The sequence below is a fragment of the Sphingomonas sp. CCH9-E2 genome, assembly GCF_001557215.1.
In the GTDB taxonomy this organism is placed as follows: Bacteria; Pseudomonadota; Alphaproteobacteria; order Sphingomonadales; family Sphingomonadaceae; genus Sphingomonas.
In genome coordinates this window covers 1-14,827 of the sequence record NZ_LSJM01000013.1, presented here as the reverse complement: position 1 = coordinate 14,827, position 14,827 = coordinate 1, and the positions used below count along the sequence as shown (strand labels likewise).

The following is a 14,827-nucleotide window of genomic DNA, read 5'->3' as shown; positions in this document are numbered from 1 at the left end:
GTCCTCCACCTCGTCGGGCGCATCGTCGAGCTCGACCTCTTCGGGTGGATCGTCCTCCTCGACCAGCTCGGCATCGGGCGGCTCGTCTGGCGATGTATCGTCCTCGTCGAGCGGCAACGTGTCCTCGTCCACCTCGGCATCGTCTTCGGGCGATGTGTCGTCTTCGACCTCGACCTCGGCCAGCTCGTCGGGTGACGTGTCGACGTCGTCGTCCAACTCTTCGGCCTCGTCGACCTCGGCTTCGTCCTCGGGTGACGTGTCGTCGTCGACTTCGAGCGGGTGGAGCACGTCGAGCGGCTGGAGCACCTCGACCAGCAGCTCGACCTCGTCGGGCACGTCGAGCGGCACGAGCAGTTCCTCGGGTGGCCCCGAGCCGGTTCCCGCGCCCCCGATGGTGCTGCTGTTCGGCGCGGCCGCAGCGGCGCTGGTGGTGCGCAAGCGGTTCCAGAACCGCAAGGCAAAGGACGCCGCGGCAGCCGAATAAGCGCCGCGGCGACCAGCGCAGGCTTACTCCGCGTCGATCAGCGCCTGCTCGATGTCGGGGATCGGGTGGCCGGTCAGCGTCTTGTCGATCTCACCGGTCAGCCGCTCGCTCACTTCCTTGTGATAATGTTTGCGCAATTCGCCGAGCGTGCGCGGCGGGGCAACGATGATCAGCGATTCGAAATCATTGTTGAGCGCGCGTTTCTTCAGCAACTCCGCCGTCTCCGCGGCAAAGCGGTCTTCCTCCAGCTGGTGGAAATCGGTCTCCTCATAAGCGCTGCGGCCCGGCCCGACGCTTGAGAAACTCCGGCCCGGCGAGTCGGTACCCTGTTCGCGATCGGGCGGATTGTCCTGCTCGCGCTTGCGCTCGACCTGAAGGTTCAGGTGGACGTTGTCGCCCGCGTTCCTGAGGAACAGCATCTTGCGGCCATCGGCGACCACCACCATTGCGTTGTGCGGAACCTGCATCGCTCTCTCCTGATTGGGTTGCACAGGGTGAACGCATGCCGCGCGCGCCGGGTTGCCTAGTCCCGCATGGCTCGCCATAGCCTGCGCCCATGCACGATATCCGCGCCATCCGAGAGAATCCTGAGGCGTTCGACGCCGCCCTTGCCCGTCGTGGCACCGAGCCGCAGGCCGAAATGCTGGTCGCGCTCGACGAAGCGCGCCGCGCGCTGACCACGCAGCAGCAGGAGGCGCAGACGCGCCGCAACGACCTGTCGAAGCAGGTCGGCCAAGCCAAGGCGGCGAAGGACGAGGAGCGCGCGCAGGCGCTGATGGCCGAGGTCGCGGGGCTCAAGCAGACGCTGGAGGACCTCAACCTCGCCCAGAGTGCAGCGGACGAGGCGCTGCGCACGGCGCTCGCCGCGATCCCCAACCTGCCTGCCGCCGATGTTCCGGATGGCGCGAGCGAGGACGACAACCAGCTCGTCCACACGATCGGCACCCAGCCCGCCTTCAGGTTTGCGCCGCGCGAGCATCACGACTTCGGTCCCGCGCTGGGGCTCGACTTCGATACCGGCGCGGTGCTCGGCGGATCGCGCTTCACGCTGCTGCGCGGCCCTGCGGCCAAGCTGCATCGTGCGCTCGGCCAGTTCATGCTCGACACGCTGACCGGCGATCATGGCTATGACGAGTGCGTACCCCCGGTGCTGGTGCGCGACGAGATCATGTTCGGCACGGGCCAGTTGCCCAAATTCGCCGAGGATTCGTTCCGCACGACCGATGGCCGCTGGCTGATCCCGACATCCGAAGTCAGCCTGACCAACAGTGTGCGCGAGCAAATCCTGAGCGGCGAGGAACTGCCGCTGCGCCTCACCGCACTCACCCCCTGCTTCCGGTCCGAGGCCGGTGCGGCGGGCCGCGACACGCGCGGCTTCATTCGCCAGCACCAGTTCGAAAAGGTCGAGATGGTCTCGATCACGACGCCCGAGCAGTCCGAAGCGGAGCATGAGCGGATGACCGCCTGCGCCGAGAATATCCTGACCCGGCTTGGCCTGTCCTTCCGGCGCATGCTGCTGTGCGCCGGCGACATGGGGTTCAGCGCGACGCGGACCTACGACCTTGAAGTCTGGCTGCCCGGGCAGGCGCGCTATCGCGAGATTTCGTCCTGCTCGACCTGTGGCGATTTCCAGGCGCGCCGCATGAACGCGCGCTACCGCACCGCAGAGGGCAAGCCGGCGTTCGTGCATACGCTCAACGGTTCGGGCCTAGCGGTCGGTCGCACGCTGGTCGCGGTGCTGGAGAATTACCAGCAGGAAGACGGCGCGGTCGCGGTGCCGGAGGTGCTCCAGCCCTATCTGCGTGGGCTCAACCGGCTCGAGCCGCGCGGGTGAGGATCCTCCTCACCAACGACGACGGCGTGCATGCGCGCGGGCTGCAGGTGCTGGAGCGCCTCGCGCGCACCCTTTCCGACGACATCACCATCGTCGCGCCGCTGGAGGAACAATCGGGCAAGGGCCGCTCGCTCAGCCTGACCGATCCCGTCCGCCTGCGCCGCTTCGGCGAGCGGCGGTTCGCGGTCACCGGCACGCCGACCGACGCGGTGATGATGGCGCTGGCGGAGATCATGAAGGACGGCCCGCCCGACCTGATCCTGTCCGGCGTCAATCGCGGCGCGAACCTCGGTGAGGATGTCAGCTATTCCGGGACCGTCTCGGCGGCAATGGAGGGCGCGCTCGCAGGCATCCGCTCGATTGCGCTGAGCCAGCGTTACGCGCTCACCGCGCCGGGCGAAAAGGTCAGCTTCGAGGCGGCTGAGCTTTGGGGCGAGCGCGTGCTGCGCCCGTTGATCGCAGCCGACTGGGCGCCGCGCACGCTGATGAACGTCAATTTCCCGCCACTGCCCGCCAGTGAGGTGGCCGGGATCAAGGCGGTCGGGCAAGGGCTGCGCGACTATGGACGGCTCAAGCTCGACAAGCGCACCGACCCGCGCGGGTTCGACTATTACTGGTTCGGTCTGGGCCGCGTTCCGCACACGCCGGTCGCCGACACCGACCTAGAGGCGATCGAGCAGGGGTGGATTACTGTTACGCCCCTGCATCTGGACCTGACGCATCGTGAATCGCTTGTTATGCTCAACCGGACATTTTGCTAAGTCGGGTGGGTCATGCGGGGCAGTGGGAACAGGGCTGGATGGATCGCGGCGCTGCTGCTTGGGCCGCTTGTTGGCGGATGCATCCCGCCGGGTGCCGGACCATCGGTCCGCACCGCCCCGGCTGAGGACCCGGCAGATCCGACCGTCGCGCCGCGCCGCGACGATGTTCCCGCGCTGCCCGCCCCCGTATCGGCCTGGGAAGCACGCCGCGTCACGGCTGATGCGCGCACCATCCCGGCGTCGGAATATGTCGTGGTTCCGGGCGACTCGCTGCGCCGCGTCGCAGACAAGACCGGCGCGGGGTCGGAAGCGATTGCGCGGGCCAACAACATCCCCCCGCCCTACACCATCCGCGTCGGACAGCGGCTGTCGATCCCCGGCGGGCGTTATCATCTGGTTCGGGCGGGAGAGACCGGCATCGCCATCGCCCGCGCCTATGGCGTGAACTGGGGCCGGATCGTGACCGAGAATGATCTCGCCGAACCCTATATCCTGCGGACCGGAATGCGCCTGCTCATCCCGGGCGATCCGCGCACGATGACGTTGGAGGAGCGCGCCGCGGCCTTCCGTCTCAACATCGACGATATCGTGACCGGCGGTCAGCCTGCCATTGCCGAAACAGCGCGCCCGACGCGCCCGACCGCCTCGTCGGCGCGTATCCTGCCGCCCGACGCCGCGGTTGCAGGGCCGACCACGTTGCGCGGCGGCTTCGCCTGGCCCGCCAAGGGCAATGTGATCCGCCGCTTCGGGCCGATTGCGAGCGGCGAGCGCAGCGATGGGATCAAGATCGCAGTGCCGCTCGACACCCCGATCCTCGCCGCCGCTGATGGCACGGTCGCCTATGTCGGCAGCGAGATCCCCTCGCTCGGCGGCCTCGTGATCCTGCAGCATGGCAGCGGCTGGACCAGCGTCTATGGCCATGCCGGGCAATTGCTGGTGCAGCGCGGTCAGAGCGTGAAACGCGGACAGATGATCGCGCTGTCCGGCGACAGCGGAACGAACCGGGCGCAGCTGCATTTCGAGCTGCGTCAGGGTCGCACCCCCGTCGATCCGCTGCCGAGACTGCCCGCCCGTTGAACCGTTCCCGCATCCCGCCCCACGCCGCGCTGCGCCGCAAGTCGCGCGTGTCGCCCTGGGTGTCGATCGCGTGGCGGGTCGGGGCGGTGATTGGCTTATATGCCTTCGCCGTCGCGTTTCACTGGTTCGATCGCGAGGGGCTGCGCGACAATTTCGACCAGCACATCACCTTTCTCGACATCATCTATTTCACGATGATCTCTATCACCACGACCGGCTATGGCGATATCGTGCCGATCTCTCCCGGCGCGCGCATGTTCGACGCACTGGTGGTGACGCCGATCCGCATCTTCGTGATCCTGATCTTCATCGGCACGACCTATCAATTCATCCTCAAACGCACATGGGACAGGTGGCGCATGGCGCAGATCCAGAAGATGCTCACCAACCACATCGTCGTCGCGGGGTTCGGCAAGACCGGTTCGGACGCGGTCAACGAACTGATCGCGCGCGGGATCGACCCTGCCTGCATCGTGGTTGTCGATGGCGATGAACATGCGCTGACGCGGGCCGAGGAAGCGGGCTGCAACGTGCTGGTCGGCGACGCGACCCGCGATCAGACGCTGCAGGATGTGCGGATCGATCAGGCAAAGACGCTGATCGTGGCAACCGGACGCGACGACACCTCGATCCTCGTCACGCTGACCGCCCGCCATCTCGCGCCCAACGTGCCGATCTCGATCATTATCAAGGCGGATGACAATGAGTTTCCGGCGCGCGCGGCTGGCGCAAACACCGTGATCAACCCGGTCAGCTTCGCCGGCCTGCTGCTCGCCGGATCGGTCGAAGGCACGCATGTTGCCGACTATATGCTCGACCTCGCTTCGGTCGATGGGCGCGTGCATCTGGCGGAACGCTGCGTCAAGCCGGACGAGATCGGCAAGCCGCTATCGGCGATCACCACGGGCTTGGGCGTACGCATTTATCGCAGTGGCGAGCCGCACGGCTTTTTCGATGCTGCGGCGAAGGCACTCGAGACAAATGACGTCATTGTCGAGATCGTGGCACCGGGTTCCGTCACCGCGCGATAATCTACGCCACAGCGCGCAGCACCGCCTCGCGCTTCACCGTAAAGCTCACACTCGCCCCGGTTGGCCGGTTCCACGCTTTCAGCGTGCCGCCATGCACTTCGATGATCCGGCGGCAGATCGACAGGCCGATGCCGAGCCCGTGCGCGGCCTTGGTCGAGATAAACGGCAGGTTGAACTGCTCCAGCACGCTGGGCGGAAAGCCGGGACCGTCATCGTCGACCCGGATTTCCAGCAGCTCTTCCGACTGCGGTTTGACCTGAATGCGGATGGCGCGCCGTTCGATCGGCATAGCGGCCATCGCTTCCTCGGCATTGCGGATCAGATTGACCAGCACCTGCTGGATCTGGACCCGGTCGATCAGCACCCGGTTCGCTGCCTGCCCGCCTGCATAGGCGATTCGCGCATGGCTCACCGCGTTCGCGCCCTGCGCCAGCGCGATTGCGTCGAGGATCGTCGCATCGATCGGCTCGATGCGCAGCTCGGCATTCCCCTTGGACAGATAGTCGCGGATGCGCCGGATGATGTCGCCGGCACGCGCGATCTGCCCGCGCACCTGATGGAGCTGGCCAGCCATGCCTTCACGCGTGCCGTCACCCCGGTTCATCAGCTCCGCCACGGCGAGATAGTTGGACGCGGCGGTCAGCGGTTGATTGAGCTCGTGGGCCAGTCCCGCGGCCATTTCGCTCAATGAGGACACGCGCGCCGAATGCGCAAACTCGTCACGCATCAGGTCGAACCGCCGCTGCGCCAAGGCCTGGTTGTGGATGTGCCGGAAGTACAGCGCGAGCAGCGCGCCGACGACCAGTGTCAACGCCGTGGTCAGGCTGAGGAACCAGCCCGCGCGGCGGTTCGCCGGCCCCAGCACATCGGCCTCGCCCACGCCCGAGGTGACAAAAATCGGATAGTTGGCCAACCGCTGATGGCTGAACAGTCGCCGCTTGCCATCGAGCACGCTGGGGCCCCAATATTCACCATTCGGCGCCGCCGCCTGACGCTGCATCACCAGCGTGCCCTTGAGGTCCTGTCCCCAGCTGACGACCCCGCCTTCGCGTCGCGCGAGCGTCAGGCCGCGCAGCGAGATGATCGAGATGAGGTCGGCTGGGCGATAGACCAGACCCGCATTGAAATCGACGAAGCGCCGTGCCGGGATCTCGACCGCGACTGCACCAACAAACCGGCCCCGTGCATCGCGCAGCGACCGGGCGACGAGTAATACCGTTTCGCCGGTATCGGGCTGCAGCGTCGGACTGGAAATGGCACGGGCAACGCCCGCCGTGTCCCGAAGCTCGCGAAAGACCCGGCGGTCGCGCACGCTCGGGGCCTGGCCGCCATGCGTGCTGAACCGCACATTGCCCGCCGCATCGGCAATCTCGGCACCCACGATGACGGGATCGAAATATTGCGGCAGGACAATCTTGCGCGTTGACGTGACGCCCCCGGCGCCCAGCTCACCGCGAAAGCGCTCGTCGAGATAGACGCTCGCCAGATCCGCCGCCTCCAGCGTCCGCCGCACATATTGTTCGAAGGCGACAACACGCCCGCGATTTTCCCGCACCGCCGCTTCCATCGCCGCGCTGCGATCTTCGACGATTTGCCAGATCACCGTGGCCCAGGCGATGACGACGAACAGCACGCCCGAAACGGTCACGAGCCGTGCTGCTGGCTGACGCAGGATCGTCAGTAGGATGTTCGGTACCTGCACCCGTCACCAGCCGTTCGAGCTGCTCCCCGACGCGACGCTACAGCGCGCGCGAACCGAAAACCAGACCCCTTAGCGCCGCTGCGCCAGCCTCCAGGCAGCCGCCACCTTGAACTGGAAGATCGGGGCATATTCCCGTGTCTCCCGCAGCGCCGCAGGATCGAAATCCCGATAACTGGCCAGGCGCTCCATAAACAGCGCACCAGCATCGGACAGCAGCGGATAGGCGCGCGCAGACTTGTCGGTCAGCAGTAGCATCGTCCCGGCATACATCTGAAAGTCGATCAAAATCCTGTCGCTGCCCGCGCCGGTGCTTTTGGCAAGCGCGACCAGGCGCTCGATTGCCGGCAGCGCCCGGTCAAACCGTCCTTGATCGAGCTTCAAGAGCAAAGTGACCTGCCCCGTCAGCAATTTGATCCGGAACGCCGGCGGTGTCGCTTCATTGGCTGCGGCCGCCGAAATGCGCGCCAGATAGGGTTCAGCCTCGGCCGCTCGTCCAGCCTCGCTGAGTGCCACTCCCAGGTTCGCCGCTGCCATGTCGGCCATCACCGACTGCGCCCCATATTGCGCCTCGGCCTTGGCCAGCTCGGCGCGGGCCGCACCCACCTGATCGGCAGCGCCCGGTGCCGCCCACCACGCGATCCGTGCGCGCGCCGCTGCGTCGGGTTTGGCCAAAGCAGCGACCCGCGCCGCCATTGCCCGCGCATCGGCATCACGCCGCAGCCGACGCAGGGTATTGGCCAGACTCGCCATGACATCGATGGCGCGCTCGCCCCGTTCCCCCTCGGCCTGTTCAAACAACGCCAGCGCCTTCCGGAACGCCGGCCCCGCCTCGCGGTCGCGATCCATCGCGTAATATGCGGTACCGGTGCATTCATAGACGCTCCCCGCGAGCAGCGCCTCTTGCGGGGTCCTGGTGGGGAGCTTGTCCAGCAGCGGCGCGAGCAGCTCCACCGCTTCCTGCCCTTTGCCCAGGTTCCACTTGACCACGCACAAGCCGATAGCCGCGGCGACCGAGGTGCGCGCAAGCGGACCGTTGAGCTTGCGGGACAGGGTCAGGCGCCGTTCGGCGTGCGGCAGATTTTTTTCCATCTGGACCAGTCGGTCATAATAGCTGGTTACGGCGCCGAGCACCCCCAACGCCTCCGTCGTGTCGCGTCCGACCTGCGCATCGATATAGCTCTGCGCGCTCAGGATGTTCGACTCGACCCTGGCGTTACCCGCAGTCGCCACCAGCACCGCCACAGCCATCGCCAGATCTGCGCAGGCCCCGTCCTTGGGCCGCGTGGTCCTGCAATGCTCGAACGCGGGGATGATGAACTCCGCCGCCTTGCCATATTCACCTTTGTCGAACGCGGCGATTCCTTCGGGTGGCACCGGAACGCGCCCGGCTCCTTGCGCCAGCGCAGGTGCAGCGACCGCCATGCCGATCGCGATCAGCCCAGCTGCGACCAAGTTCCGCCCACATCCTGACATCGTACAGCGTCCATCCGGCCGGAGCCCCCGCTCCTCAGGTGAAAACCACGCACTTACAACGCGCTGACAGCGTGTGCGGGGGATTTGCGGATGGCAACAGACAAGTTCGGTGCGCATGGGCACCGGATCATCCCCGCCCCTATCTTTTTTCGCAAATTCACCTATGTCGCGCACCGATCATGGCAACGCGTCTTCCCGAAGCCCCCAAGGTGGGCATGGTGTCGCTCGGCTGTCCCAAGAATCTGGTCGACAGCGAGCGTATCCTGACCAAACTCCGTTCCGACGGCTATGCCATGTCGGCCGATTATGCCGGTGCCGATGTGGTGCTGGTCAACACCTGCGGGTTCCTCGACAGCGCCAAGGAAGAGTCGCTGGAGGCGATCGGTGAGGCGATTGCGGAAAATGGCCGTGTCATCGTCACCGGATGCATGGGCCAGGAGGCCGATGTCATCCGCGCCCGCTTCCCCAATGTGCTCGCGGTCACCGGCGCGCACCAATATGAGGAAGTGGTCGGCGCGGTCCACGACGCGGCCCCGATGCCGCCCAACGCCTTCCTCAACCTCGTCCCCGAAAGCGGGCTGAAGCTCACCCCGCGCCACTACAGCTATCTGAAGATCAGCGAGGGGTGCAACCACCGCTGCTCCTTCTGCATCATCCCCGCGCTGCGCGGCGATCTGGTCAGCCGCCGCCCCGACGCGATCCTGCGTGAGGCGGAGAAGCTGGTCGAGGCCGGGACCCAGGAACTGCTGGTGATCAGCCAGGACACGTCGGCCTATGGCGTCGATATCCGCAAGGAACCGCGGATGTGGAAGGGGGCGGAGGTCGTGCCGCACATGACCGATCTCGCCCGCGAGCTCGGCAAGATCGCTCCATGGGTGCGGCTGCACTATGTTTATCCCTACCCGCATGTCGATCAGGTCATCCCGCTGATGGCCGAGGGGCTGGTCCTCCCCTATCTCGACATCCCGTTCCAGCACGCCGCGCCGTCGGTGCTGCGCACGATGCGCCGGCCGGCGAACGAGGCAAAGGTGCTGGAGCGGCTCCGCAACTGGCGCAGCATCGCGCCGGACATCACCATCCGATCCACCTTCGTCGTCGGCTTCCCCGGCGAGACCGAGGAAGACTTCCAATATCTGCTCGACTGGCTGGACGAAGCGCAGCTCGACCGTGTCGGCGCGTTCCGCTTCGAGCCGGTCGAAGGTGCAGCCGCCAACGACCTGCCGGGCGCGGTGCCCGAAGAGGTCAAGGAAGAGCGCTACGCCCGCATCATGGAAAAGACCGCCGCGATCAGCGCCGCCAAGCTGCAGGCCAAGATCGGCCGCACGCTCGAGGTGATCGTCGACGAGGTCGAGGGTGACGGCGCCAATGCGCGGTCACAGGCCGATGCACCCGAAATCGACGGCACCGTCTTCCTGCGCGACGCGGGCCATTTGAAGCAGGGCGATATCGTCAAGGTCGAGATCGAGGACGCGGACGATCACGACCTTTACGGCGCGCCGCGGGCCTGAATGAGGCGCCTGCTCCTCGCCCTTCCGGTCTGGCTTGCGCTGGCCGGGATCGCGCCGGAGCCGGGTGTGCGTAGCGAGCCGGTCGATCCCCTGACGCTTTCGGACGATGACTTTGCGCGCCATCGCGACCCCGCAACGTGGCACGGACTGTCGGTCAGCAAGGTCGAATTTCGCGAAGAAAGAGGGTCTTGGCGGCTGTTCCGCATTGTGAATATCAAGACTCCGCGCGGGCCATTGTGGTTCGTGCCGCATGATAACGAGAATGCGGGGTTCGAAGCCGGGCTGGCCGGGGTGCGCGCTTATGGCGGGGTGATGATTGTCGTCGATTCCGGGATTGCCGAGGATGGCCGCCGCCGCAACGCCGCGGTGGATCGCGGCGGACCGATCGACCCCAATCGAAACTTCCGCGACGGTACGCCGCTCTACGCCAACACCATTCTTGCCGATGCGCGGCGCGGGGCGCTGCCGATCATCGCGCTGCACACCAATTCGCCCGGGTTCGACACGCGCAACTCACGCTGCAACCAGTCCGACCCGCCGGGGCGCGGTGAGGTGTCGATCCGCTTCTGCGATGACGTCATGCAGCCATCGGCGTCGCAGGCCCGCGCATGGCCGTTCGATGACGACGACAGCCTCGCTTATGTCGCCTATCGCGCGGGCGCCTCGCCCTATTCCGCCTGGTGCGGCAAGGCGCTGGCGTTGGCCGACTTCAATGTCGTGTTTGAGCGCGTGAGCGTCAGCGATGGGTCACTGTCCAATTATGCCCTGCTGCGCGGCCTGCCCTATGTGAATTTCGAGACGCAGGAGCGCGGGTTGGACCCGGCGCGACTGGCGGAGAGCGGCAACCGGCTGGTTGCGATGATCGACCGGGCGATGGAGCGCTGCACCGCGCCAACGACGCGGCTCGCCCGCTAGTTGCCGTTGCCGAGCGCGCAGCTTAGATCATCGGCAATGACCGACCTCTCCCTGCTGCTACAGCCCGATCGCGGCCAGTCCGCGCGCACCATCCATGTCGTCCACCCCGATCAGTGGCAGGAGTGGCTCAAAGCCCAGCCGCCACGCATCCGCACCGCCACCGCCGCGCACAAGCTGACCGGCAAGGCGGGCAACCGCGCGGTGCTGCCCGGCGAAGGGCCTGAGGATTGGGCGATGCTGCTGGTGTGCGACGAGGCGGAGACCTCGCCCTTCCGCATCGCCTCGCTCGGCGAGCAGCTGCCCGAAGGCACCTATCGCCTTGCGACCGGCGAGCCCGGCGCGGCGATGCTCGGCTGGGTGCTCGCGCAATATCGCTTCGACCGCTACCGCAAGGACGAAAGCGCGCAAGGACCGCGTGTCCTGCTGACCGGCGAACCCGGGCGGATCGAGGAGACGCTGCGCCTTGCCAGCGCGACGTTCAAGGTGCGCGATCTGGTCAACACCCCCGCCTCCGACATGGGACCGGCGGAGCTGGAGGCCGAGATCGAGGCGCTGGCCAAAGCGCATGGCGCAACGTCGACCGTCACGCGCGGCGATGCGCTCGAGCAGGGCTATCCGATGATCCACGCGGTCGGCATGGCGGCGGCGCGCGGGCGCGAACCGCGGTTGATCGAGCTCGAATGGGGCAATCCCGACCATCCCCGGCTGGCGCTGGTCGGCAAGGGCGTCTGCTTCGACACGGGCGGGCTGGACATCAAGCCGAGCGCTGGCATGCGGCTGATGAAGAAGGACATGGGCGGCGCGGCGCACGCGATCGCGCTGGCCGGGCTGGTCATGGCGCAGCGGCTGCCGGTGCGGCTGCATCTGCTGGTGGCAGCGGTCGAGAATTCGGTCGCCGGCAATGCCTTCCGACCCGGCGATGTGCTGAACACGCGCAAGGGCCTGACGGTCGAGAACACCAACACCGATGCCGAGGGGCGTCTGATCCTCGGCGACGCGCTGACCAAGGCGGGGGAGGGCAAGCCGGGGCTGATCCTCGATTTTGCCACACTCACCGGCGCGGCGCGCGTCGCGCTTGGCCCTGACCTCCCTGCCCTGTTCGCCAATGACGATGCGCTGGCGGGCGCGATGCTTGATGCCGGGGACAGTGTGAAAGATCCGCTGTGGCGTTTACCCTTGTGGGACGGCTATGACGAGATGCTGAAGTCGGACATCGCCGACATGGTCAACGCCCCCGACGGCCCCTTCGCCGGCCCGATCACCGCCGCCCTCTTCCTCCGCCGGTTCGTCCCCAAGCACATCGCCTGGGCGCATCTCGACCTGTTCGCGTGGCGTCCTGCCGCCAAGCCGGGTCGCCCCAAGGGTGGCGATGCAACGGGCCTGCGCGCGACCTGGGCGATGCTGAAGGCGCGCTACGCCGACAGGTCGTAACCGCCGCAACCGGCTCGACTTCGCGCGCTCGCGACGGCAAGGTGCTCCGATGACGAATTCGCGCAACGGTGGCCGCATCTTGGTCGACAACCTCGTGGCCCAGGGCTGCGACCGCATCTTTCATGTGCCGGGCGAGAGCTTTCTCGCGGTGCTCGACGCGCTGCACGATGTGCCGCAGGTCGATCTGGTCACCTGCCGCCAAGAGGGCGGCGCGGCGTTCATGGCGTGCGCGGACGGGGCGATGACCGGCAAGCCCGGCATCTGCTTCGTCACGCGCGGTCCCGGCGCGACCAATGCCAGCATCGGCGTGCATGTCGCGATGCAGGATTCGATCCCGATGATCCTGTTCATCGGCGACGTCGACCGGACGATGCGCGATCGCGAGGGGTTTCAGGAAGTCGATTTCCCGGCCTTTTTCGGCCCCCTCGCCAAATGGGCGACCCGGATCGAGGATGCCGCGCGTATCCCCGAATATGTCGCACGTGCGTGGAACGTCGCGATCAGCGGGCGACCCGGTCCGGTCGTGGTGGCGTTGCCGGAGGACATGCTACTGGATGTCGTCGAGACGCTCGACCGTCCGCGCCTGACCCGGCACAGCGCCGGGCTGGACCCGGAGGACTTCACCGACGTGCTCGACCTGCTGCGCACTGCCGAGCGCCCGGTGGCGATCGTCGGCGGCGCGGGCTGGGACATTGCGACCGGCGCGGCGTTCGACAGCTTCGCGCGAAGCTGGGGCATCCCGGTCGCGGGCGCTTTCCGGCGGCAGGACGCGATCCCGAACAGCTCCCCGGCCTGGGCGGGCAATCTCGGCTACGGCCCCAACCCCAAGTTGGTTGCGCGGATCAAGGCCGCTGATCTGCTGCTCGTCGTCGGCGCACGGCTGGGAGAGGCGACCACCGACGGTTATACTTTGGTCACGCCGGACCATCCCGGACAGACTCTGATCCATGTCCATCCCGATGCGGGCGAATTGAACCGCGTCTATCGTGCCGACCTCGGCATCGCCGCGCCGGTGTTCGAATTCGCCGCGATGCTGGCCGCCGCCGATGCACCCGCCACTCCCCGCCCCGCTGGTGCCGAAGCGCATGCCGAGTGGCAGGACTGGTCGACGCCAAAGCCACGCGACGGCATCGCGCTCGACCTTGGCCAGTGCGTCGCCGCGATGCGGGAGCGGATCGACGCGGATCACGCGATCGTCTGCAACGGCGCGGGCAATTTTTCCGGCTGGTGGCACCGCTATTGGCGCTATGGCGCGCAGCCGTCGCAATTGGCCCCGACCGCTGGCGCGATGGGCTATGGCACCCCCGCCGCTATTGCCGCCGCGCTGCGCCGCAAAGACAAGCTCGCCATCGCGCTCGCCGGCGATGGCGATTTCCTGATGAACGGGCAGGAGTTGGCGACCGCGGTCCAGCATGGCGCGGACATGCTGGCGCTGGTGATCGACAACGGTGCCTATGGCACGATCCGCATGCATCAAGAGCGCGAATTTCCCACGCGCCTGTCGGGCACCACGCTGCACAATCCCGATTTCGCCGCGCTCGCCCGCGCCTATGGTTGCTGGGCCGAGACCATCGAACGCACCGAAGACTTCGCACCCGCGCTCGACCGCGCGCTCGCGGAATGTGGCGTCCGCCTGCTGCATCTGAAAACCGATGTCGAGATCATCACCCCGGCGACGACGATCACCGCGATCCGGGGATAAGCGTCAGGCGCTGGCGAGGCGGCGTGCGTCCATCAGCGCGGCCTCCACCGCCTCGACCGCCCAGCGTTCGCACAGGCCAACGGCGCGGGCGAACGCTTTGACGAAGCCCTTGAGATAGATCAGGCCCGGAAACACGTCGAACCGCTCCGCCTCGATCGCGGCGAGGTATCGGATCGGCACGCGGGTTTCCGCCGCGATATCCTCGATCGACAGCGCACGACGACGCCGGGCTTCCGCGAGCGCGCTGCCCACGCTCCCACGCGGCTCGACCCGCCAGTCGCCCCTGGCAAACGGCAAGATCGGCTGTTCCATCGCGGCGTTCATCGTCGTCAAGCCCCCCGGCAAGCTGACAATACCGGACTGTCCCGGTGCGGAACGCCTTCATGACTCGAATCGCGCAGCGAGTCGATTCGATTCGCCCACGAAAAAGGGCCGTTTCCCGCAGAAAACGGCCCTTTCCGATCTTAAATGCAGCGACGCGCGTCAGATATCGTCGCCAAGCGCGCCCTTGATCTTTCCGCCAAGCTGCTGCGCCTTGCCCTTGCCTTCCTGCTGCGCACCTTCCGCACGCGTGTCGGGATCGTTGCTCTGCTGCTTGGCCTTGCCGATCGCTTCGTTGACGTTGCCTTTGATCTTGTCGACGAGTTCGCCCATGATGGTCTCCATTGGCCCGGGGGTCGGGGTTTCCCTATCAACCAACGGTCCCGGTATGCGTTCCGAAATATCCGCCCTTGCTCCGGAGGTTCGGACGATGCCCCACCGGATTGTCGACCTGTATCAGCGCCACGCCGCAGCCTTTGATGCCGCGCGCCGCACCAGCTTTCCCGAACGCACGTGGATCGAACGGTTCGAACGGATGTTGCCACCCCGGGCCGAGCTGCTCGATCTGGGCTGCGGCGGGGGCGAGCC

Annotated in this window: 13 protein-coding genes and 1 pseudogene; 8 read left to right on the top strand and 6 right to left on the bottom strand. The window is 66.8% G+C overall.

All coding sequences use genetic code 11. The annotated features are described in order from the left end of the window. Together AX681_RS00740 and AX681_RS00735 are read right to left on the bottom strand one after the other, a co-directional pair. Positions 1-348: pseudogene (locus AX681_RS00740) on the bottom strand (hypothetical protein); the annotation flags it as partial. 159 nt (positions 349-507) lie between these two features. After that, entirely contained in the window at positions 508-951 is a 444-nt protein-coding gene (locus AX681_RS00735; protein ID WP_066659597.1) for a host attachment family protein, read from the bottom strand. An 89-nt stretch (positions 952-1,040) separates the two neighbouring features. Between AX681_RS00735 and serS the strand changes: the two genes are divergently transcribed. From serS to AX681_RS00715, 4 genes are read left to right on the top strand one after another with little or no spacing between them, the layout of a single operon-like run. After that, entirely contained in the window at positions 1,041-2,318 is a 1,278-nt protein-coding gene (serS, locus tag AX681_RS00730) for a serine--tRNA ligase (RefSeq protein ID WP_066659595.1), read from the top strand. After that, positions 2,315-3,079: a 5'/3'-nucleotidase SurE gene (gene surE, locus AX681_RS00725; protein WP_066659592.1), complete on the top strand. Its 765-nt coding sequence runs from the start codon at positions 2,315-2,317 to the stop codon at positions 3,077-3,079. The genes serS and surE overlap by 4 nt, the downstream gene beginning before the upstream one ends. Positions 3,080-3,091: 12 nt before the next feature. Then, positions 3,092-4,156: a M23 family metallopeptidase gene (locus tag AX681_RS00720; protein ID WP_066659591.1), complete on the top strand. Its 1,065-nt coding sequence runs from the start codon at positions 3,092-3,094 to the stop codon at positions 4,154-4,156. Then, positions 4,153-5,187, top strand: coding sequence for a potassium channel family protein (locus AX681_RS00715; RefSeq protein ID WP_066659590.1), 1,035 nt, complete (start codon positions 4,153-4,155; stop codon positions 5,185-5,187). Before AX681_RS00720 ends, AX681_RS00715 begins: the two co-directional genes overlap by 4 nt. 1 nt (position 5,188) lies before the next feature. Here the strand turns inward: AX681_RS00715 and AX681_RS00710 are convergent, their stop codons facing one another. After that, complete coding sequence (locus AX681_RS00710; protein WP_156455967.1) at positions 5,189-6,889, bottom strand: sensor histidine kinase; 1,701 nt, start codon at positions 6,887-6,889, stop codon at positions 5,189-5,191. 69 nt (positions 6,890-6,958) lie between these two features. Continuing rightward, on the bottom strand, positions 6,959-8,341 hold the full coding sequence (locus tag AX681_RS00705; RefSeq protein ID WP_066655918.1) for a hypothetical protein: 1,383 nt from the start codon (positions 8,339-8,341) through the stop codon (positions 6,959-6,961). A 200-nt stretch (positions 8,342-8,541) separates the two neighbouring features. On the opposite strand from AX681_RS00705, the gene rimO reads away from it, so the two are divergent. From rimO to AX681_RS00685, 4 genes are read left to right on the top strand one after another with little or no spacing between them, the layout of a single operon-like run. Beyond that, positions 8,542-9,870, top strand: a complete 1,329-nt coding sequence (gene rimO / locus AX681_RS00700; protein ID WP_066655928.1) for a 30S ribosomal protein S12 methylthiotransferase RimO — start codon at positions 8,542-8,544, stop codon at positions 9,868-9,870. Beyond that, positions 9,871-10,785, top strand: coding sequence for a hypothetical protein (locus AX681_RS00695; protein ID WP_066655930.1), 915 nt, complete (start codon positions 9,871-9,873; stop codon positions 10,783-10,785). Between the two features lie 36 nt (positions 10,786-10,821). Then, the gene (locus tag AX681_RS00690; RefSeq protein WP_066655932.1) at positions 10,822-12,216 is read left to right on the top strand and encodes a leucyl aminopeptidase family protein; all 1,395 of its coding nucleotides are present in this window, start codon (positions 10,822-10,824) and stop codon (positions 12,214-12,216) included. Positions 12,217-12,265: 49 nt separating this feature from the next. After that, positions 12,266-13,918, top strand: coding sequence for a thiamine pyrophosphate-binding protein (locus tag AX681_RS00685; protein ID WP_066655934.1), 1,653 nt, complete (start codon positions 12,266-12,268; stop codon positions 13,916-13,918). 3 nt (positions 13,919-13,921) lie between these two features. Here AX681_RS00685 and AX681_RS00680 read toward each other — a convergent pair whose 3' ends face one another. Further along, entirely contained in the window at positions 13,922-14,230 is a 309-nt protein-coding gene (locus AX681_RS00680; RefSeq protein ID WP_197421786.1) for a helix-turn-helix domain-containing protein, read from the bottom strand. 171 nt (positions 14,231-14,401) lie between these two features. Then, complete coding sequence (locus tag AX681_RS00675) at positions 14,402-14,572, bottom strand: CsbD family protein (protein ID WP_066656104.1); 171 nt, start codon at positions 14,570-14,572, stop codon at positions 14,402-14,404. Between the last annotated feature and the right edge of the window lie 255 nt (positions 14,573-14,827).